16 protein-coding genes are annotated in these 18,657 nt (G+C 69.4%); 3 read left to right on the forward strand and 13 right to left on the reverse strand.

All coding sequences use genetic code 11. The features are described 5' to 3' along the window. Positions 1–326: 326 nt before the first annotated feature. Genes SLNSH_RS09180 through SLNSH_RS09190 form a run of 3 tightly spaced genes read right to left on the reverse strand, consistent with a single transcriptional unit; the run spans position 327 to position 4,937 of the window. A complete protein-coding gene (locus tag SLNSH_RS09180; RefSeq protein WP_106336369.1) occupies positions 327–1,487 on the reverse strand; it encodes an efflux RND transporter periplasmic adaptor subunit in 1,161 nt (386 codons plus the stop codon). A gap of 16 nt (positions 1,488–1,503) precedes the next feature. After that, a complete protein-coding gene (locus tag SLNSH_RS09185; RefSeq protein ID WP_106336370.1) occupies positions 1,504–4,671 on the reverse strand; it encodes an efflux RND transporter permease subunit in 3,168 nt (1,055 codons plus the stop codon). Beyond that, positions 4,665–4,937 (reverse strand): hypothetical protein, encoded by a 273-nt coding sequence (locus tag SLNSH_RS09190; RefSeq protein ID WP_106336371.1) that lies wholly within the window; start codon positions 4,935–4,937, stop codon positions 4,665–4,667. Before SLNSH_RS09190 ends, SLNSH_RS09185 begins: the two co-directional genes overlap by 7 nt. Before the next feature lie 178 nt (positions 4,938–5,115). Here SLNSH_RS09190 and SLNSH_RS09195 point away from each other — a divergent pair, with 178 nt between their 5' ends. Beyond that, on the forward strand, positions 5,116–5,691 hold the full coding sequence (locus SLNSH_RS09195) for a TetR/AcrR family transcriptional regulator (protein WP_106336372.1): 576 nt from the start codon (positions 5,116–5,118) through the stop codon (positions 5,689–5,691). Between the two features lie 155 nt (positions 5,692–5,846). Here SLNSH_RS09195 and SLNSH_RS09200 read toward each other — a convergent pair whose 3' ends face one another. From SLNSH_RS09200 to hutI, 10 genes are all read right to left on the reverse strand, one after another. Further along, on the reverse strand, positions 5,847–6,623 hold the full coding sequence (locus SLNSH_RS09200) for an amino acid ABC transporter ATP-binding protein (RefSeq protein ID WP_106336373.1): 777 nt from the start codon (positions 6,621–6,623) through the stop codon (positions 5,847–5,849). A gap of 1 nt (position 6,624) precedes the next feature. Beyond that, positions 6,625–7,287 carry an amino acid ABC transporter permease gene (locus tag SLNSH_RS09205; RefSeq protein WP_106336374.1) on the reverse strand — a complete coding sequence of 221 codons (663 nt, stop codon included), beginning with the start codon at positions 7,285–7,287 and terminating at the stop codon, positions 6,625–6,627. Beyond that, positions 7,287–7,934 (reverse strand): amino acid ABC transporter permease, encoded by a 648-nt coding sequence (locus SLNSH_RS09210; protein WP_106336375.1) that lies wholly within the window; start codon positions 7,932–7,934, stop codon positions 7,287–7,289. The genes SLNSH_RS09205 and SLNSH_RS09210 overlap by 1 nt, the downstream gene beginning before the upstream one ends. Positions 7,935–8,005: 71 nt before the next feature. Then, on the reverse strand, positions 8,006–8,824 hold the full coding sequence (locus SLNSH_RS09215) for a transporter substrate-binding domain-containing protein (protein ID WP_106336376.1): 819 nt from the start codon (positions 8,822–8,824) through the stop codon (positions 8,006–8,008). A gap of 77 nt (positions 8,825–8,901) precedes the next feature. After that, a complete protein-coding gene (gene hutU, locus SLNSH_RS09220; RefSeq protein ID WP_106336377.1) occupies positions 8,902–10,566 on the reverse strand; it encodes a urocanate hydratase in 1,665 nt (554 codons plus the stop codon). A gap of 15 nt (positions 10,567–10,581) precedes the next feature. Continuing rightward, entirely contained in the window at positions 10,582–11,745 is a 1,164-nt protein-coding gene (locus SLNSH_RS09225; RefSeq protein ID WP_196240230.1) for an acyl-CoA dehydrogenase family protein, read from the reverse strand. Next, entirely contained in the window at positions 11,742–12,890 is a 1,149-nt protein-coding gene (locus SLNSH_RS09230; protein ID WP_106336378.1) for a CaiB/BaiF CoA transferase family protein, read from the reverse strand. The genes SLNSH_RS09225 and SLNSH_RS09230 overlap by 4 nt, the downstream gene beginning before the upstream one ends. Beyond that, a complete protein-coding gene (gene hutG, locus SLNSH_RS09235; protein WP_106336483.1) occupies positions 12,887–13,678 on the reverse strand; it encodes an N-formylglutamate deformylase in 792 nt (263 codons plus the stop codon). Before hutG ends, SLNSH_RS09230 begins: the two co-directional genes overlap by 4 nt. An 11-nt stretch (positions 13,679–13,689) precedes the next feature. Beyond that, entirely contained in the window at positions 13,690–15,231 is a 1,542-nt protein-coding gene (gene hutH, locus SLNSH_RS09240) for a histidine ammonia-lyase (RefSeq protein WP_106336379.1), read from the reverse strand. Further along, on the reverse strand, positions 15,224–16,426 hold the full coding sequence (hutI, locus tag SLNSH_RS09245) for an imidazolonepropionase (RefSeq protein ID WP_106336380.1): 1,203 nt from the start codon (positions 16,424–16,426) through the stop codon (positions 15,224–15,226). The genes hutH and hutI overlap by 8 nt, the downstream gene beginning before the upstream one ends. Positions 16,427–16,547: 121 nt before the next feature. Between hutI and SLNSH_RS09250 the strand changes: the two genes are divergently transcribed. Together SLNSH_RS09250 and SLNSH_RS09255 are read left to right on the forward strand one after the other, a co-directional pair. After that, positions 16,548–17,912, forward strand: a complete 1,365-nt coding sequence (locus tag SLNSH_RS09250; protein ID WP_106336381.1) for a formimidoylglutamate deiminase — start codon at positions 16,548–16,550, stop codon at positions 17,910–17,912. After that, positions 17,909–18,637 (forward strand): histidine utilization transcriptional repressor HutC, encoded by a 729-nt coding sequence (locus SLNSH_RS09255; RefSeq protein ID WP_106336382.1) that lies wholly within the window; start codon positions 17,909–17,911, stop codon positions 18,635–18,637. Before SLNSH_RS09250 ends, SLNSH_RS09255 begins: the two co-directional genes overlap by 4 nt. The last annotated feature ends 20 nt before the right edge of the window (positions 18,638–18,657 follow it).

The following is an 18,657-nucleotide window of genomic DNA, read 5'->3' on the forward strand; positions in this document are numbered from 1 at the left end:
CGCCTGCTCCTCCCGTCGAGACGCCTAGCGTCGCGTCCGAAGCCCCCGGACGGTCCGTCGACACAGCCGCGGCGCCTGAACCCGCTTCTCCAGACCATCTGGACGTGGAGACGGGCGCGCTGGGTGGTCCAAGCGCGCCTGTTGCAGCGCCCGCGCCCGCCCCCAGCTCGGGATCTGGCAATCTAGGGTGCGAGAAATACAAGACCTTCGACCCCGGGACGCGCACGTACCGGGGCTTCGACGGGGCCGTGCATCCCTGTCCGGTGCGTCGCTGAGGCTCCAGCCGCCACAGGAGGTTCCAAGCTCCGTTGGCGGCTGATCGCCGGTCAGGGCGAAGCGGCGGCGGTCTTGGTGGGAAGGGGCTGAACGAGCGCTCCCGGTCCGAGCTTCTGCAGATTGCCGACCACGACTCGCTCGCCCTCCGCGACGCCTCGCGTGACGGACACCAGCTCGCCGTCCGTCTGTCCGAGCACGACCGGCCTCTGCTCGACCCGGCTGCCTTCACCCACGATGTACAGGTGCTTGCCCAGCTGGCTCGAACCGACTGCCGCCTGCGGAACGAGCAGCGCGTCCGGCTGCTCGCCAACCCGGAGCCGGATGCGCACGTACTGGCCCGGGAGGAGGGACTGGTCGTCATTCGCGATGGTGGCCCGGGCCGTGATGGCTCCGGTCAACCGGTCGACGGTGTTGTCCAGGAAGGTCAGCCGTCCCTGGTGGGCGGAGCCCTCCTGGCCCGGAACGGAGACCTCCGCCTCCAGATCAGCGCCGCGCGCCTGCGCCTTCTGGATGGCGGCCAGGTCCGTTTCGCTCGGATTGAAGGTGACGTAGATCGGGTTCAACTGGACCAGCGTGTTGAGCGGGCCCCCGCCGGCATTGATCAGCGTGCCGACCGGGGCCTGGTCGCGCCCCAGGCGGCCCGCGAAGGGCGCCCGGATGGAGGCGCGCTCCAGGTTCAGTTCGGCCGTCCGGATGGCGGCGCGATCGATGTCCAGGGCGGCTTCGGCCTGGCGCACGGAGCTTGTGCGCTGGTCGAAGTTGTCCTTGGCGAGGAAGCCGCGCCTGGCGAGCTCCTCGCCCCGGTCGAGGCTCGACTTCAGATAATCCAGCGAGGCCTGGTCGCGCTGGAGCTGCGCCTTCGCCTGCTCAAGCGCGGCCTCGAAGTCCCGCGGATCGATGCGGTAGAGCAGGTCGCCCGCCTTCACGTCGGCGCCATCCGCCACGTGCTGCTCGAGCACGTAGCCGGACACCTTGGCTTGGAGGGCGACGCTGCGCACGGCCTCGGTCCGGGCCGCGTAGTCGAGGTAGACGGGCAGCGTCTTCTTGACCACCGACGCGACCGGGGCCGGCATGGCCATGGGCGCCGGGGCGGCGGTCGCCTGTGTGGCCGCCGGGGCGCCGAGGCCCAGGCGGTCGCGCACGGGAGGACTGAGTAGGACCACGGCGGCGATGGCGCCGCCGGCGCCGAGCGTCACGATGAGCTTGCGCATGGGGGATCTCCGGAACCTATTCGGCAGCTTGTTGGAAGCTCGCCTGATGGGAATGGGCGTGGTCGGGGTGGCCGGGCTCGACATGGCCGCGCCCTTCGCGCAGCCGCTCGATCACGGCGTAGAAGACGGGCGTGAACACCAGCGTCAGCAGGGTGGCGGCCAGCATGCCGCCGAACACGGTCGTGCCGATGGAACGACGGCTCGCCGCGCCCGCGCCGGTCGCCAGCATCAGGGGCACGACGCCCAGGATGAAGGCGAAGGCCGTCATCAGGATCGGCCGCAGCCGCAACCGGGCCGCCTCCATGGCGGCCTCCACGATGGAGAGGCCCTCCTCGCGGCGGCGCTTGGCGAACTCGACGATCAGGATCGCGTTCTTGGCCGCAAGGCCGATGAGCATGACGAAGCCGATCTGCGAGTAGACGTCGATCTGCATCCCGCGCGTCCACAGGGCCGCCAAGGCTCCGAAGAGCGCCAGCGGCACGGAGAGCAGCACCATGAAGGGCATGGTCCAACTCTCGTACTGGGCAGCCAGGATCAGGAACACGAACCCGATGGCGAGGGCGAACACCACGGTGGCGACCGAACCCGCCTTGAGCTCCTGGAACGTGATGCCCGTCCACTCGAAGCCGAAGTCGCGCGGCAGCACGGAGGCCGCCACGCGCTCCATGGCGGCGACGGCCTGGCCCGAGCTGTAGCCCGGCGCGGCGCCGCCGTTGATCAGGGCGGACGGGTTGTTGTTGTAGTGCGGCACCGTTTCGGGCCCGACCGTCGGCTTGAGCGAGCCCAGCGTGCTGAGCGGCACCATGCCGCCGGTCGAGTTCCGGACATACAGCCGCGAGATGTCGTCCGAGGAGGCGCGCGCGTCCTTGTCAGCCTGCAGGGTGACCCGGAAGGTGCGCCCGAACAGGTTGAAGTCGTTCACGTAGAGCGAGCCAAGGTAGATCTGCAGGGTGTTGAACACGTCCGGCAGGTTCAGGCCCAGCATCTTCGCCTTGTTGCGGTCGAGGTCGTAGGTGTACTGCGGCGTCGACGTGCTGAAGGTGGTGAAGAGTTGGTGGGCGTTGAGTTCCGGCTGCTTGCGCGCCTCGGCGATCAGCTGCTGGGTGACCTCGTTGAGCACGGCGCTGCCGCGGCCCGTGAGGTCCTGCACCTGGAACTCGAAGCCGCCCGTGGCGCCCAGACCCGGGATGGACGGCGGGTCGAAGCTCAGCGCGATGGCGTCGGGGATGCCGAGCAGCCGGGGGCGCACCTCGGAAACGATCTTCGAGGCGTTCTGGTCCGGCCCGCGCTCGTCCCACGGCTTCAGGATGGCGAACTCGACGGCCGAGTTGGACTGCGCCGCGCCGGTGAGGAAGTTGAGGCCGCTGATCGAGCCGACGATGTCGACGCCAGGCGTCTTCATCAATTCCTCCCGCACCTTGCGGGCGACCGCGTCCGTACGCTCCAGCGACGCGCCGTCAGGCAGCTGGACGACCACGAAGAAGTAGCCCTGGTCCTCCACGGGAAGGAAGGTGGATGGAATGCGGCTCCAGGTGGCGTAGGTCGCCCCGAGCCCCGCCACGAAGAGCGCCAGCATGGCCCAGCGCAGGCGGATGAGGCCGCGGACCCCACGCGCATAGGCGTGGGACAGCCAGTCGAACATCGCGTTGAACAAGCGGAACGGCGGGAAAGTCGAGGCCGGCCGGTGGCGCAGGAAGGCGGCGCTCAGCGCCGGGCTGAGTGTGAGCGAATTAAAGGCGGAGATGCCGACCGAGATCGCCACCGTGAGGGCGAACTGGTTGTAGAGCCGGCCGGCGACGCCCGGGATGAAGGCGACCGGGATGAACACGGCCATCAGCACCGCCGTGGTGGCGATGATGGGACCGGTCACCTCGGCCATGGCCCTGCGTGTCGCCTCCAGCGGCTTCAGGCCGGCCTCGAGTTGCCGCTCCACGTTCTCCACCACCACAATGGCGTCGTCCACCACGAGGCCGATGGCCAGCACCATGCCGAGCAGGCTCAGCATGTTGAGCGAGAAGCCGAGCAGCTTCATCACCACCAGGGTGGCGATCAGCGACACCGGGATGGCGATCGTGGGAATGATCGTGGTGCGCCAGTTCTGCAGGAACAGGAACACGACCGCGACCACGAGCACGAGCGCCTCTCCGAGGGTCACCAGCACGTCGTGCATGGAGGCGGAGACGAACCGGGTCGTGTCGTAGTGCATGCCGTAGGCCACGCCCTTGGGGAAGCGTGCGGAGAGCTCCTGCATCTTGTCCTTGACCCGCTGCTGCAGGTCGAGCGCGTTCGAGCCGGGCATCTGGTAGACGGCCAGCACGACCGTGGGGTCCTCGCCGAAGAAGGCGGAGGACGCGTATTGCAGGGCGCCCAGCTCGATGCGCGCCACGTCCCGCAGGCGCACCACGGCGCCGCTCGCCGGGTCGGCGCGCACCACGATGTCGCCGAACTGCTCCGGCGTGCTGAGGCGCCCGACGGCGTTCACCTGCATCTCGAAGGCGGTGCCGGCCGGCGCCGGCGACTGGCCGATCTTGCCGGCCGCCACCTGCACGTTCTGCTCGGCCACCGCCGCCTGCACGTCGGTGGCCGTGATGCCGAGCTTGGCGAGCTTGTCGGGGTCCAGCCAGACGCGCATGGAATAGCGGCGCTCGCCGAAGATCTGCACGTCGCCCACGCCGGGCAGGCGCTTCAGCGGGTCCACGATCTGCAGGTAGGCGTAGTTGCTCAGCGCTACCGGGTCGACCGAGCGGTCCGGCGACGTCAGGTTCACGATCAGCACGAAGTTGGGGTTCTGCTTTTTGATCGTCACGCCCGACTGGTTGACGATCGCCGGCAGGGACGAGGCCGCCTGGGAGACGCGGTTCTGCACGTCCACCGCGGCCGTGCTCAGCGGATAGCCCACGTCGAACGTGATCGTGATCGTCGCGCTGCCGTCGTTGGAGCTCGACGAGGACATGTAGGTCATGCCCTCGACGCCGTTGATCTGCTGCTCGAGCGGGGTCGTGACCGTGTCGGCCACCACCTGGGCGCTGGCGCCCGGGTACTTCGCGCTGACCACCACCTGCGGCGGGGTGATGTCCGGGAACTGGGCCACGGGCAGCGTGAGGTAGCAGATGGCGCCCGCCATCACCATGATCACGGCGATGGCGGACGCGAAGATCGGCCGCTGGATGAAGAAGCTCACCATGGCTGTTCGGCCTTGCGCAGGCGGCCGGCGGCCGCGGCGGTGGATTCGTTGAAGTGGATGCAGTCCGTCACCAGGTGACGAAGGTCCGCGAGCAGGCTGTGCGGCTCCGCACTGGCGAGCCTGCGAATCTCCGTCGGGCGGACGCGGACCGCGCGCAATTCGCGCTCCGCCGCGGCAGGGTTCACGCCGTCGGCGCGCATGAGCGCCCGAACCAGCGGATCGGTAAGGAGTTCATCGAGAGTGAGATCGGGGGACAAAGGCTTCATGGCATATCTCCGGCGGCGGCACGCTCCAGAGAAGGCTCGTCCGGTCCGGGGAGGGCCCCGGCGCGAGATCGTTGACGCCAATCTGGAAGGGTGTTACCGGTCAGTAACGCGAGGGGAAGTTACTGACCGGTCACACCCGCGTCAACCCCCTGCAATGTGTTTTGTGCGTGAGGACACCATGGGCCTGACCTGCCCGTCCAAGAGCCGCCCGCGGGATCGCATCCTTGACGCCGCGCGCGACATGTTCCGGAAATTCGGGATCAAGGGCTGCGGCGTGGATTCCATCGCCGAGGCCGCCGGCACCAACAAGATGACGCTCTACAGGCACTTCGGCTCCAAGGACGAGCTGGTGGCCGAGTGCCTTCGCGACCAGGCGCGCGCCGTCGCAGACAAGTGGGCCGAGTTCGACGCCGCCTATCCGGACGACCCGCTGAGCCAGCTGCGCGCGTGGGTGAAGATGAGCGCCACGTGCGATTCGCGCGGATGCGACCTCGCCAACGCGGCCATCGAGCTGCCCGACGAAGACCACCCCGCCCGCAAGGTGGTCGAGGACTTCAAGCGCTCGCAGCGCGACCGGCTCGCCGGGCTGTGCCGGCGCGTCGGCGCCCGCGACCCGGAGATGCTCGCGGACACGTTGTCCCTGCTGGTCGAGGGCGCCCGCGTCAGCCGGCAGAGCGTCGGTCCCGAGGGCCCTTGCGCGCGCTTCCAGCGTGTCGCCGAGGCGGCCATCGAGGCTTCGATCGGGGCTGCGTAAACAGCTTCGTAGGGTCATCGGTCGCATCCTTCGTGAGGTCGTGCCTGGACCTCGCCACCTTCTCGCGAAGGCGGGACGGACGCGATTACCTGCCATTTCGGGTGCGGGCGTCGCCTTGCCGAAACTGTTCGGGGTGAGCGGGGAATACCGGCTCGTCAGAAGCTGTTGCGCTCGTGGTAGGTCCGCAGGAAGGCCTGGATGCGCGGGTCCGCTGGGCGGTGCAGGATGCGGTCGGGCGCGTCCACGCCGACCAGCTCGCCTTTTTCCATGAAGGCCACCCGGTCCGCCACATGGGCGGCGAAGCCCATCTCGTGGGTCACGACCACCATGGTCATGCCTTCGGACGCCAGCGTCTTCATCACGGCCAGCACCTCGCCGACGAGCTCCGGGTCGAGCGCGGAGGTCGGCTCGTCGAACAGCATGAGCCGCGGCTCCATGGCGATGGCGCGCGCGATGGCGACGCGCTGCTGCTGCCCGCCAGAGAGGCGGGAAGGGTGGTTGGCCATCTTGTCGGCCAGCCCCACCTTGTTCAGCGCCTCGGCGGCGCGGGCCTCGGCCTCGGCCTTCGGCAGGCCACGCACCCGGATCAGGCCCTCGGCGACGTTCTGCAGGGCCGTCATGTGCGGCCACAGGTTGAATTGCTGGAACACCATGCCGATGGAGCGGCGCATCTCGCGCAGCTTGCGGCCCGGCATCTTGCGGCCGCCCGGGGTCAGGTAGCCGATCAGCTGGCCGTCCACCGTGATCTCGCCGGAGTCGTACTCTTCGAGGAAGTTGATGCAGCGAAGCAGCGTCGACTTGCCGGATCCCGAAGGCCCGATCAGGCACGTCACCTCGCCCGGCCTGACCGAAAGGTCCACGTCCTTGAGGGCGTGGAAGGGGCCGTAGAATTTGTTGACCTTGCGGATCTCGACGGATGATGCGGAAAGCATCTTACGTCCTTTCGATCAGGTGTTGGGTGATGCGCGCCTCGAGGCTGCGGCCGAAGCGCGAAATGGACTCGACCAGCCCCCAGAAGAACAGGGCCAGCACCAGGTTCGCCTCGAGATACCGGAAGGTCTCGGTCGACATGCGCTGCACGCTGTACATGATCTCCGGCACCGTGATGATCGACAGGATCACGGTCTCCTTGGTCAGGATAATCGAGAAGTTGACCAGCGCGGGGAGGGCGGAGACGAGCCCGACCGGCAGCAGGATGCGGCGCACGATGGCCGGTTCCGGCATGCCGATGGCGCGCGCGGCCTCGAGCTGGCCGACAGGCACGGCGTTGAAGCCCGAGCGGAAGATCTCGGCGAAGTAGGGGCTGCCATACACGGTGAGGCCGAGCACGCCCGCCGGCAGGGCGTCCAGGCGCAGCCCCAGCAGCGGGCCGCCGTAGTAGAGCACGAAGAGCTGCACGAGAAACGGCGTGCCGCGGATGACCTCGATATAGACCTGGATGAGCCAGCCGAGCGGTCGCGGGCCATAGCGCCGGGCGAGAGCGATGAGGAGGCCGAGCGCCATGCCCAGAACCGTGCCCAGCGCCCAGCACAGGATCGTCAGCCCGAAGCCCCTCAGCAGGAGCGGCCAGTATTGCAGGAAGATGGACGGGTCCATCAGACGCTCATCCTATGCTCGAGGAGGCGCCCCAGCGCCGCGAGGCAGAGATTGATCAGCAGGTAGATGCAGGCCGCCGCGAGGTAGACCTCGAGCGGGCGGAAGGTCGTGGCCGCCTGCGCCTGGCTGGCGCGCGTGACCTCCAGGATCCCGACCACCGAGACCAGGGAGGACGCCTTCACCAGCAGGATCAGCTCGTTGACCAGCGCCGGCAGGGACAGGGTCACGGCTTGCGGCAGGATGATGCGGGACCAGATGTCCCCGGGGCCCATGCCGATGGCGACCGCGGCCTCGCTCTGCCCCCTGGGAAGCGCCATGATCGCGCCGCGCCAGATCTCCGAGATGTAGGCGCTTGCGCAGATGCCGACCGTCACCACGGCCGCGACCATCGCGGGCACGTTGATGCCGATCACGGGCAGAAGATAGTAGACCAGCAGCAGCTGCACCAGCAGCGGAACGCCCCGCAGGAAGCTGACCCAGAGCGCCGCGAAACGGCGCAGCCCGGCCACGGGCGACAGGGCGGCCGCGCAGATCAAGGCCCCGATCACCAGCCCGAGCGCGATGCCCAGGACGGAGATCAGCAGCGTGAAGCGGGCCGCCCACAGGAGCGGCCCGAAGCTGTCCACGAAGGTCGAGATCGAAAACATCGCCACTCCACCGTGGCTAGGATGGGCGGGCGGGGGATCCCCGCCCGCAGGGTGTGTTACTTGGCGGCCTCTTACTTGGCGGCCGGCACTTCGCGCGGCAGCTCGGTGTATTTGCCGAGCCACTTCTCCTGGATGGACTTCACGCGGCCGTCGTCCGTCATCTTCAGCAGCGCGGCGTTCACCGCCTTGATGAAGCTTTCGCTGTCCTTGTCCTTGCGGGCCACCCAGCCGAAATAGGTGGGCTTGCCGAAGGTGGCCGGCTCGAAGAGGGCGAAGGTTTCCGGGCGGTTCTTCACCAGGTAGGTCAGGTTGGGCAGGGAGCCCACGACCGCGTCCAGGCGGCCGGCGGCGAGGTCAGCATAGGCCTCGTCAGTCGTGCCGTATTCCTTGATGTTCACGCCGCCCAGCTCCTTGCCGTAGGCCTCGAGCTGGCGGAACTGCGCGGTGCCCTGCTGCACGCCGACCGTCTTGCCCTTGATGTCCTCGGGCTTGGTCAGCTTGCTGTTCTTGGCGTGCACGAGAGCGACGGTGGCGTCGGCGATCGGCAGGCTGAAGGCGTAGCGCTCCAGGCGCTCCGGCGTGATCGTGACCGGGGCGATGACGATGTCGAACTTCTTCACCTCGAGACCGGGCAACTCGGCGGTCCAGGGAATGTCCTGGTAGACCGGCTCGGCGCCGATCTCCTTGGCCACGCCGTCGAACAGGTCCTTGGTCATGCCCTGGTAGGTGCCGTTCACCAGCATGTCGAACGGCGCGTAGTGCATGTCCGTCGCCGTGACGATCTTCTTGGCGGCCTTCACGTCCGACAGCTGGTCGGCCATGGCCGGGGCGGCGAGGCCAAGCACGGCCAGGCCGAGCAGGGCGGACTTAAGCGTGTTCGCGAATTTCATGTCGTTTTCCCTCCTGGATAGATGCACGCATAGGCGTCCTCTCGCGCGCCGCCTCGCTTGGACGGCGCGCTGAAGCTTCAGAGTATGCCGGGCAGGTTGAGGCCATGCTCCTTCGCACAATCGACGGCGATCTGGTAGCCCGCATCCGCATGCCGCATGACGCCGGTCGCCGGGTCATTCCACAGCACGCGGGCGAGCCGCGCATCTGCATCTTCCGTGCCGTCGCAGCAGATCACCATGCCCGAATGCTGGGAGAAGCCCATGCCCACGCCGCCGCCATGGTGCAGCGACACCCAGGTGGCGCCTGACGCGGTGTTGAGCAGCGCGTTGAGCAGAGGCCAGTCGGACACCGCGTCCGAACCGTCCCGCATGGCCTCCGTCTCGCGGTTGGGCGAGGCGACCGAGCCCGAGTCCAGGTGGTCGCGGCCGATCACGATCGGCGCCTTCAGCTCGCCCTTGCGGACCATCTCGTTGAAGGCGAGGCCGAGCCGGTGGCGCTGGCCGAGGCCGACCCAGCAGATCCGGGCCGGCAGGCCCTGGAAGCTGATGCGCTCGCGGGCCATGTCGAGCCAATTGTGCAGGTGCGGATCGTCGATCAGCTCCTTCACCTTCTGGTCCGTCCTGTAGATGTCCTCCGGGTCGCCCGAGAGCGCAACCCAGCGGAAGGGACCGACGCCGCGGCAGAACAGCGGGCGGATATAGGCCGGCACGAAGCCCGGGAACGCGAAGGCGTTCTCCAGGCCCTCCTCGAGGGCGACCTGGCGGATGTTGTTGCCATAGTCGAGCGTCGGGACGCCGCGGTTCCAGAACTCCACCATGGCGGCGACATGCGCCTTCATGGAGGCCCGGGCCGCCTTCTCGACGGCCTTGGGATCGCTCTCCTGCTTGGCCCGCCACTCGGCCACGCTCCAGCCGACCGGCAGGTAGCCGTGCACGGGATCGTGCGCCGAGGTCTGGTCCGTGACGATGTCGGGCCGGACACCGCGCCGAACCAGTTCGGGGAAGACCTCGGCCGCGTTGCCGATCAGCGCCACGGACTTGGCCTCGCCCGCCTTCGTCCAGCGCTCGATCAGGGCCAGGGCGTCATCGAGCGAGTCGGTCTTCTCGTCCACGTAGCGGGTGCGCAGCCGGAAGTCGGCGCGGGTCTCGTCGCATTCGACCGCCAGGCAGCAGGCGCCGGCCATGACGGCGGCGAGCGGCTGGGCTCCGCCCATGCCGCCGAGGCCGCCCGTCAGGATCCACTTGCCTTTGAGATCGCCGCCATAGTGCTGGCGGCCGGCCTCCACGAAGGTCTCGTAGGTGCCTTGGACGATGCCCTGCGACCCGATGTAGATCCACGAGCCGGCGGTCATCTGGCCGTACATGGCCAGGCCCTTTTTATCGAGCTCGTTGAAGTGGTCCCAGGTGGCCCAGTGCGGCACCAGGTTGGAGTTGGCGATCAGCACTCGCGGCGCGTCCTTGTGGGTCTTGAAGACCCCCACCGGCTTGCCGGACTGCACCAGGAGGGTCTCGTCGCCCTCGAGTTTCTTCAAGCTGTCGACGATGCGGTCGAAATCCTGCCAGGTGCGGGCGGCGCGGCCGATGCCGCCATAGACCACCAGCTCATGCGGGTTCTCGGCCACCTCGGGATGCAGGTTGTTCATCAGCATCCGCATGGGGGCTTCGGTCAGCCAGCTCTTGGCCGTGATGTCGGAGCCGGTCGGCGGGAAGACGTCGCGCGCGTTGTGTCGAGGATTGCTCACGGTTCGAACCCCTGGTCAGGCCAGCATGTTGCCGGAGATGATGTTGCGTTGGATTTCGCTCGACCCCTCGTAGATGCGCATGATGCGCAGGTCGCGGTTGATCCGCTCGACGGGGAAGTCGCGGGTGTAGCCATAGCCGCCATGCAGCTGCAGGGCGGTGTCGGCGATCCTGCCCGCAGCCTCGGAGGCGGCGAGCTTGGCCATGGAGGCGGCGAGCGAGAAGCGGCCGCCATGCAAATGGGCGAGGTCGCGCTGCCGCGCCGCCTCCAGCGCCAGCAGCAGCGCCGACTGGTAGGCCACGCCCATGTCGGCGATCATCCAGCGGACGCCCTGACTATTGGTGAGCGACGCCCCGCCGATGACCCGATCCTTGGCGTATGCTATCGCCGCCTGCATGGCCGCGCCGGCGAGGCCCAGGCACTGGGCCGCGACCTCGATGCGGCCGTTGTCCAGCACCTGCATGGCCGTGCGGAAGCCCTTGCCCTCCTCGCCCAGCAGGGCGTTCTCGGCCAGCTCGCAGTCGAGGTTGAGGGTGAAGACGTGGCCGCCTTTCAGCCCCATGGTCTTCTCGGCCTGGCCGGCCTGCAGCCCGGGGGTCCCCTTCGGCAGGATGAAGGCTGAGATGCCGCGATGCGCCTTCTCGGGATCCGTCACCGCATAGACCACGATGAAGTCCGCGACGCCGCCGTTGGAGATGAAGCACTTCGTCCCGGTGAGGCGCCAACCTCCCGGCGTGCGCCGGGCGCGCGTCTTCATGTCGGCCGGATCGGAGCCGGCGGTGGGCTCGGTCAGCGCGAAGGCGCCGAGCGCCTCGCCGGCGGCGGCCCTGGGCAGCCACGCCTGCTTTTGCGCCACGGTCCCGCCGATCAGGATGGAATCCGTTGCGAGGTAATGCGCCGTCAGGGCCGAGGCCGTGGAGCCGCAGGCGCCCGCCACAATGGCCACAGCGCGCAGCAGGGCAGGGGCGGACACGCCGCCGCCGCCGTACTCCTCCGGCAGGTTCGCGCCCATCATGCCGGCCTCGCCCAAAGTGGCGAGCTGGTCGTGCACGAACTGCGAGGTCTCGTCGGTCCTCGTCGCCAGCGGGGCGATCCGGTCCGCGCAGAGTCGCTCCAGCACCTCGCAGAACAGGCGCTCCTCGTCGGAGAGCATGCGCCAGGGATCGTCGATCTTGGTCATGCGGTCTCCAGTCCAAGTTCTTTCAGCACGTCGTCCAGGTCGCCCCCGAGGGCGGGCGCGGCGGTTTCCGCGACCGGCTTGGCGCCGTCGAAGCGCACAGGCTGGCCCACGACGGGCGCCTGCCCGAGGACGGGGTGGCGGAGCAGGCTGACCAGCCCGCGCGCGGAGGCGTGTTCGCTGCCGGCGGCCCGGGCGATGTCCCAGATGGGCGCGGTGGGGAGGCCCTGGCCCGCCAGGGCCGCCACGGCCTCCTCCGTGGTGAGCCGGCCGGACCAGTCCTCGATCAGCGCCCGCAGGGCGGGCTCGTTCTCGGTGCGGCTGCTGTCGCTGGCGAAGCGCGGATCGTCCGCGATCTCCGGCTTGCCGATCAGCGCCGCCAGCCGCTGGAACTGCCCGCGGTTCAGCACGGCGATCACGGCCTGGCCGTCCGAGGTCCGGAAGCAGCCGAACGGGGTGGAAAGGGGATGGCGATTGCCGACCCGTCCCGGCAATACGCCGCCATAGAAGTGCTGGGCGTGGCTGGTGGTCAGCATGGAGAACAGTGCGTCGTACATGGCGACGTCCAGGGTCGCGCCCTGTCCCGTGGCGTTGCGCTGCACCAGCGCCGCCATGATGGACCAGCTCGCGAACAGCCCGGCGATCAGGTCTGCGACGCTCTCGCCCGTCTTGAGCGGCGCGCCGCCGTCTTCGCCCGTGGCGGCCATCAGACCGGACATCGCTTGCACGACGAGGTCATAGGCCGGCAGGTCCTTGAAAGGGCCGTCCTGCCCGAAGCCGGAGATGGAGCAGTAGACGAGGCGCGGGTTCGCCTGGCGCAGCGCCTCCGCGCCCAGGCCCAGCCGGGCGGCCACGCCGGGCCGGAAGTTCTCGACCACGACGTCCACCCGCGCCGCGAGCGCCTGGGCGAGCTCCAGGTCGGCCGGCTTCTTGAGGTCGAGCACGACGCTCTTCTTGCCGCGGTTGTTCAGCGTGAAAAGGGCGCTCTCGCCGTCCTTGAACGGCCCGATGTGCCGGTAGTCGTCGCCGGCCGGCGGCTCGAGCTTGATGACCTCCGCGCCCAGGTCGGCGAGCAGCGCCGTGCAGTACGGCCCGGCCAGGACGCGCGACAGGTCCAGGACCCGGATGTTCGCCAGGGGCCGGTTCACCGCTTCAGCTCCGGCGCCAGCGCCACCAAGCGGCCGAGGATCGACGCCAGGGTCGTGCGCAGCGTCGCGGCCTTCCCCTCGTCGTAGGCGAACGGCGGCGCCTCGGTGGCCAGGTGCGTGGACTGCGCCAGCTCCATCTGGATGGCGTGCACGCCGTCCTGCGGCCGCCCGTAGTGGCGCGTCGTCCAGCCGCCCTTGAAGCGGCCGTTCAGCACGTGCGTGCGGCCGGACGCGGCGCAGATGTCGACGGCCGCGGCCTCGATGCGGGGATCGCAGGTGGTCCCGTTGTTCGTGCCGATATTGAAGTCTGGCAGCACGCCCTCGAACAGGAACGGGATCACCGACCGGATGGAGTGGCAGTCGTACAGGATCGCCACCCCATGCTTGGCCTTCACGCGCTCGATCTCGGCCGCCAGCGCCGCATGGTAGGGGGCGTGGAACTGCGCCTTGCGCTCGGCGATCTCGGCGGCGCTGGGCTCCTCGGTCCAGATCGGCTGGCCGGCGAAGTCGGTGACGGGCACGAGGCCCGTGGTGTTCTGGCCGGGATAGAGGCTGGCGTCGTCCGGCCCGCGGTTGGCGTCGACGACGTAACGGTGGAACGTCGCCCGCACCGTCGTCGCGTTGGCCACGAGCCCGTCGTAGAGGCGCTCGATATGCCAGTCCGTGTCGGCGAGCACGCGGCCGCGTGCGTTCAGCTTCGCCAGGATCCCGTCCGGGACATGGGTGCCGGTGTGGGGCAGGCCAAGGATCAGCGGGCCGTCGCCGCGGACGACTTCGACCGGGTTCACCGAAACCGCGTTCATGGGCGGACCTCCTGGAGCATGCCTTGGGGGAGCGCTTCGAGCAGCGCGCCGGAACGGACGAGCGACGCGGCCTCGGCGAGGTCGGGCGCCATGTAGCGGTCGTGCCCCATGGGGGCCACCGACTGGCGCAGGCGCGCGATCACCGCCTGGAGCGGGGCCGAGGTCTTCAGCGGCGCCCGGAACTCGACGCCGGCCGCGGCGCACAGCACCTCGATCCCCACGATGTGGGCGAGATTGGCGTTCATGCGCTTTAGCCGCCGCGCGCCGTGGGCCGCCATGGACACGTGGTCCTCCTGGTTGGCCGACGTCGGGGTGGAGTCGGTGGAGCAGGGCGTCGCCAGGTGCTTGTTTTCGCTCATCAGCGCCGCCGAGGTGACCTCGGCGATCATCAGGCCGCTGTTGAGTCCGGGCTCAGGCGTGAGGAAGGGCGGCAGGTCGTGGCTCAGCGCCGGGTCGACCATGAGGGCGATGCGGCGCTGCGCGATCGCGCCGATCTCGGCGATGGCGAGCGCGATCTGGTCGGCCGCGAAGGCGACCGGCTCGGCGTGGAAATTGCCGCCCGACACGATCTGGCCGCTCTCGATGAGCACCAGCGGGTTGTCGGTGGCGGCGTTCGCCTCGATCTCCAGCGTCCGGCCCGCCTGGGACAGGAGGTCGATGCAGGCGCCGGTCACCTGCGGCTGGCAGCGGATGCAGTAGGGGTCCTGCACGCGCGGATCGCCCACCCGGTGGCTCTCCCGGATCTCCGACCCGTCCATCAGCTCGCGGATGACGCGGGCGGCGAGGATCTGGCCGGGGTGGCCGCGTAGCTGGTGGATCTCGTCCAGGAAGGGCGCGGTCGAGCCCATGATGGCGTCGGTCGACAGCGACGACGACACCAGCGCGTTGCGGGCGGCGCGGAACGCCTCGAAGAGGCCGACGAGCGCGAAGGCCGTCGACACCTGCGTGCCGTTGATCAGCGCAAGCCCTTCCTTCGCCGCCAGCACGATCGGCCTGAGCCCGGCCGCCGCCAGCGCCTCGGCGCTCGCCATCTCGCGGCCGTTATACATGGCTCGCCCTTCGCCGAGCATGGCCGCCGCCAGGTGGGCGAGGGGGGCGAGGTCGCCGGACGCGCCCACCGATCCCTGCGACGGGATCACGGGCAGCACGCCCCGGTTGAGCATGTCCTCGATCAGCGCGACGACCTCGGGGCGCGTGCCCGAGGCGCCGCGGCCCAGCGACAGGAGCTTCAGCGCCATGATGAGCCGCACGGTCTCGGGCTCGACCGGCTCGCCCACGCCGCAGCAGTGCGACAGGATCAGGTTGCGCTGCAGGGTCGCCGTGTCCTCGGCCTTGATCTTGATCGAGGCGAGCTTCCCGAAGCCGGTGTTGACGCCGTAGACCGGCGCGTCCCCCCGGGCAGCGGCGTCGATGCGCGCGGCCGAGCGGGCGATGCCGGCGCGGGCGGTGTCCGCCAGCCGCACCGCGAGGCCTTCGCGCCAGATGCGCTCCAGGTCGGCGAGCGTGACCTGGCCGGGGGTCAGGATGATCTCAGGCATACTGCCCTCCGAAGATGCGTGCGTGCAGCGGGTTGAAGCCGATGCGATAGGAGAGCTCCGCCGGGTGCTGGACGTCCCAGATCGCCAGGTCGGCGCGGGCGCCGGGCTCGATCACGCCGCGGTCCGAAAGGCCGAGCGCGCGGGCTGCATGGCGAGTCACGCCACGCAGGCATTCGGCGGGCGTCAGGCGGAACAGCGTCGCGCCCATGTTCATGGTGAGCAGAAGAGAGGTCAGCGGCGAGGTTCCGGGGTTGGAGTCCGTCGCCAGGGCGATGGGCACGCCGGCGTCGCGCAGCGCCTGCACCGGCGGGAGCTTCGTTTCCCGAAGCGTGTAGAACGCGCCCGGCAGCAGCACGGCCACCGTCCCGTTCTTCGCCATGGCGGCGACGCCGTCCGGGCCGAGATATTCCAGATGGTCGGCCGACCGGGCGCCGTGTTCCGCCGCCATGGCCGCGCCATGGAGGTCCGAAAGCTGCTCGGCGTGCAGCTTCACCGGCAGCCCGAGCGCTTTCGCGCGGTCGAAGACGCGCGCCATCTCGTCGACCGAGAAGGCGATGCCTTCGCAGAACCCGTCTACGGCGTCGATCAGGCCCTCCGCATGGCCCCGGTCCATGCCGGCCAGGACGACCCGTTCAATGTAGCCGGCGCGATCGGTCCTGAACTCTGGCGGGAGCGCATGCGCGGCGAGCCAGGTCGTGACGACGCGCACCTGTCGCGACTCGCCGATCCGGCGGGCGACCCGCAGCATCTTCAGTTCGGAGTCGACGTCGAGCCCGTAGCCGGATTTGATCTCCAGCGTCGTCACACCCTCGCGAAGCAAGGCGTCGACGCGGGGCAGGGCCTGGGCGAGAAGCTCGTCTTCGCTCGCCCCGCGGGTGTGGCGCACGCTCGACAGGATGCCGCCGCCGGCCCGGGCGATCTCCTCGTAGCTCGCGCCTTCGAGCCGCATCTCGAACTCGCGGGCGCGGTCGCCGCCATAGACAATGTGCGTGTGGCAGTCGATCAGGCCCGGCGTGACCAGCCGGCCTTCGAGGTCGCGGACAGCGGCTTTTTCAAACGCGGCAGGGAGGTCCGCAGTGGGCCCGACCCAGGCGATCCTGTCGCCATCGAGCGCAATGGAGGCGCCCTCGACAAGCGGGACGCCCGCCGCGTGCCCGTCCATCGTCGCGACCCTGGCGTTCCTGAGAACCTGCATTTCGCGCTCCGGTTGTGTCTTGGCGTCGAGGTTGAACCACGGCGACGGCGCTATGTCTAGACTTATTGCGGAACTATGTCTAGACTAATCCAAGTGACGCAAACCGGGGCGGGAGAAGGCCATGGCGATGATTTGGGCGGAGCGGGCCTTGCTGCCGGGCGGCTGGGCGGAGGGCGTGCGCGTTGACCTGGGGCCGGACGGCCGCATCGCGAGCGTCGCCGCCGGCGAGCCGCCCGCCGGCCAGCGGGTCGGGCTGCTCCTGCCGGCCATGGCCAACCTGCATTCGCATGCGTTCCAGCGCGCCATGGCGGGCCTGTCCGAGGCGCGCGGGCCGCAGCCGCGCGACACCTTCTGGACGTGGCGCCAGATCATGTACCGCTTCCTCGACCACCTGACGCCGGAAGACGTCGAGGCCATCGCCGCCCTGGTGCAGATGGAAATGCTGGAGGCCGGCTACGCCACGAACGTGGAATTCCACTACCTGCACCATCAGCCCGGCGGCGTGCCCTACGCCAACTTGGCCGAGATGTCCGAGCGGATCGCGGCGGCCGCCGCGCGCACCGGCGTCGGGCTGACGCTCCTGCCCGTGCACTACCAGTTTGGCGGCCTCGACGGCCGGCCGCTCGGACCCGGCCAGCAGCGTTTCGGCACGACGCCTGACGGGTTCGCTGCTCTGCTCGACGCCGCCGAGCAGGCGCTGAGCCGGTTGCCTGCCGACGCCGGGATCGGCGTGGCCCCCCACTCGCTGCGCGCCGTCAGCCCGGAGGCGCTTCGCCTCTGCGAGGGCCTGCGTCCGTCCCGGCCGTTGCACATGCACCTCGCCGAGCAGATCCCGGAGGTCGAGGAGGTTCAGGCCGCGCGCGGCCGACGGCCAGTGGAGTGGCTCCTCGACAACCACAGCCCCGATCGCCGCTGGACGCTGATCCATCTCACGCACATGACCGACGACGAGACCCGCCGCCTCGCCGCGACGGGCGCGGTCGCCGGCCTCTGCCCCATCACGGAATCGAGCCTGGGCGACGGCATCTTCAACGGTGTCGTCTGGCGGGAGGCCGGCGGCCGTTTCGGCTTCGGCTCGGACAGCAACATCCGCATCTCCCTGGCGGAGGAGCTGCGCACGCTGGAATACAGCCAGCGCCTCCGGGACACGTCACGAGCCGTCCTGGCTGAATCTGACCGCTCAACCGGTCGCATGCTCTACGAAGCCGGGCTCGAGGCGGGCGCGACCGCGGCCGGACGGGAAACGGGGGCCATCGCCGAGGGCCTGTGGGCCGACCTGAGCGCCGTTTCCCTGGACAATCCGGTGCTGTTCGGACGCAGGGGCGACCAGATGCTCGACAGCCTCGTTTTCGCCGGCGGCGACGGTCTGGTCCGCGACGTCTGGGCGGCCGGGCGCCACGTGGTGCGCGATGGCCGGCATATCGACCGCGAACGCATCCAGGCCGATTATCTGGCCTGCATGGCGCGACTGCAGGAGCGCATGTGACCGACAGGCAAGCCGCCCCGAACTCGCGCAAGGCGCAGCACATCGTCAACGAAGTGCGCCGGCGCATCATCGAGCGCGAATGGCGCCAGGGCGATCGCATCCCGGACGAAGCGGATCTCGCCGTGGAGTTCGATGTCGCCCGCGCGACAGTGAACAAGGCCCTGCAGCTGCTGGCCGACGAGGGCCTGCTGGACCGCCGCCGACGCGCCGGCACGCGCGTGGCCGTCGACCCGGTCCGCAAGGCGACCTTCACGATCGCCATCGTTCGCGAGCAGGTCGAGCAGGCCGGCATGGCCTACAGCTATCGTGTGATCGCCCAGCGACGCAGCCCCCTGCCGGCGGACATCGCGGCGCGGCTCGGGCTTCCGGAGGGTCGCACGCTCGTGCACATGCGGGCGGTGCACTACGGCGACGGCAAGCCGTTCCAGCTCGAAGATAGGTGGATCAACCCGCACGCCGCGCCGGAGCTGGAAAGCGCCGACTTCTGGCATTTGAACGCCAACGAATGGCTCGTGCGAAACGCCCCCTATCTGCGGGCCGATCTCTCCTTTTCGGCGGAGAACGCCAACCGGCGCGATGCGCGGTTGCTGCAGACCCAGGCGGGCCAGGCTCTCCTGGTCATGCATCGCACAACGTGGAACGACCTCGGCCCGATCACGACGGTCAGGGTGGCCTTCCAGCCAGGCCATGTGGTCGGCGCGGGAAACACTCAAAGCCGGGGCTGACAGCCTTTCGCAGGGCGCGA

Origin of the sequence: Alsobacter soli, from assembly GCF_003004785.1 — a bacterium.
GTDB classification, from domain to species: Bacteria; Pseudomonadota; Alphaproteobacteria; order Rhizobiales; family Beijerinckiaceae; genus Alsobacter; species Alsobacter soli.

What these genes read in the sequence shown, in the direction of transcription:
- SLNSH_RS09180 (WP_106336369.1), bottom strand. Translation starts at nt 1,487, where the DNA reads ATGCGCAAGCTCATCGTGACGCTCGGCGCCGGCGGCGCCATCGCCGCC.
- SLNSH_RS09185 (WP_106336370.1), bottom strand. Translation starts at nt 4,671, where the DNA reads ATGGTGAGCTTCTTCATCCAGCGGCCGATCTTCGCGTCCGCCATCGCC.
- SLNSH_RS09190 (WP_106336371.1), bottom strand. Translation starts at nt 4,937, where the DNA reads ATGAAGCCTTTGTCCCCCGATCTCACTCTCGATGAACTCCTTACCGAT.
- SLNSH_RS09195 (WP_106336372.1), top strand. Translation starts at nt 5,116, where the DNA reads ATGGGCCTGACCTGCCCGTCCAAGAGCCGCCCGCGGGATCGCATCCTT.
- SLNSH_RS09200 (WP_106336373.1), bottom strand. Translation starts at nt 6,623, where the DNA reads ATGCTTTCCGCATCATCCGTCGAGATCCGCAAGGTCAACAAATTCTAC.
- SLNSH_RS09205 (WP_106336374.1), bottom strand. Translation starts at nt 7,287, where the DNA reads ATGGACCCGTCCATCTTCCTGCAATACTGGCCGCTCCTGCTGAGGGGC.
- SLNSH_RS09210 (WP_106336375.1), bottom strand. Translation starts at nt 7,934, where the DNA reads ATGTTTTCGATCTCGACCTTCGTGGACAGCTTCGGGCCGCTCCTGTGG.
- SLNSH_RS09215 (WP_106336376.1), bottom strand. Translation starts at nt 8,824, where the DNA reads ATGAAATTCGCGAACACGCTTAAGTCCGCCCTGCTCGGCCTGGCCGTG.
- SLNSH_RS09225 (WP_196240230.1), bottom strand. Translation starts at nt 11,745, where the DNA reads ATGACCAAGATCGACGATCCCTGGCGCATGCTCTCCGACGAGGAGCGC.
- hutH (WP_106336379.1), bottom strand. Translation starts at nt 15,231, where the DNA reads ATGCCTGAGATCATCCTGACCCCCGGCCAGGTCACGCTCGCCGACCTG.
- hutI (WP_106336380.1), bottom strand. Translation starts at nt 16,426, where the DNA reads ATGCAGGTTCTCAGGAACGCCAGGGTCGCGACGATGGACGGGCACGCG.
- SLNSH_RS09250 (WP_106336381.1), top strand. Translation starts at nt 16,548, where the DNA reads ATGGCGATGATTTGGGCGGAGCGGGCCTTGCTGCCGGGCGGCTGGGCG.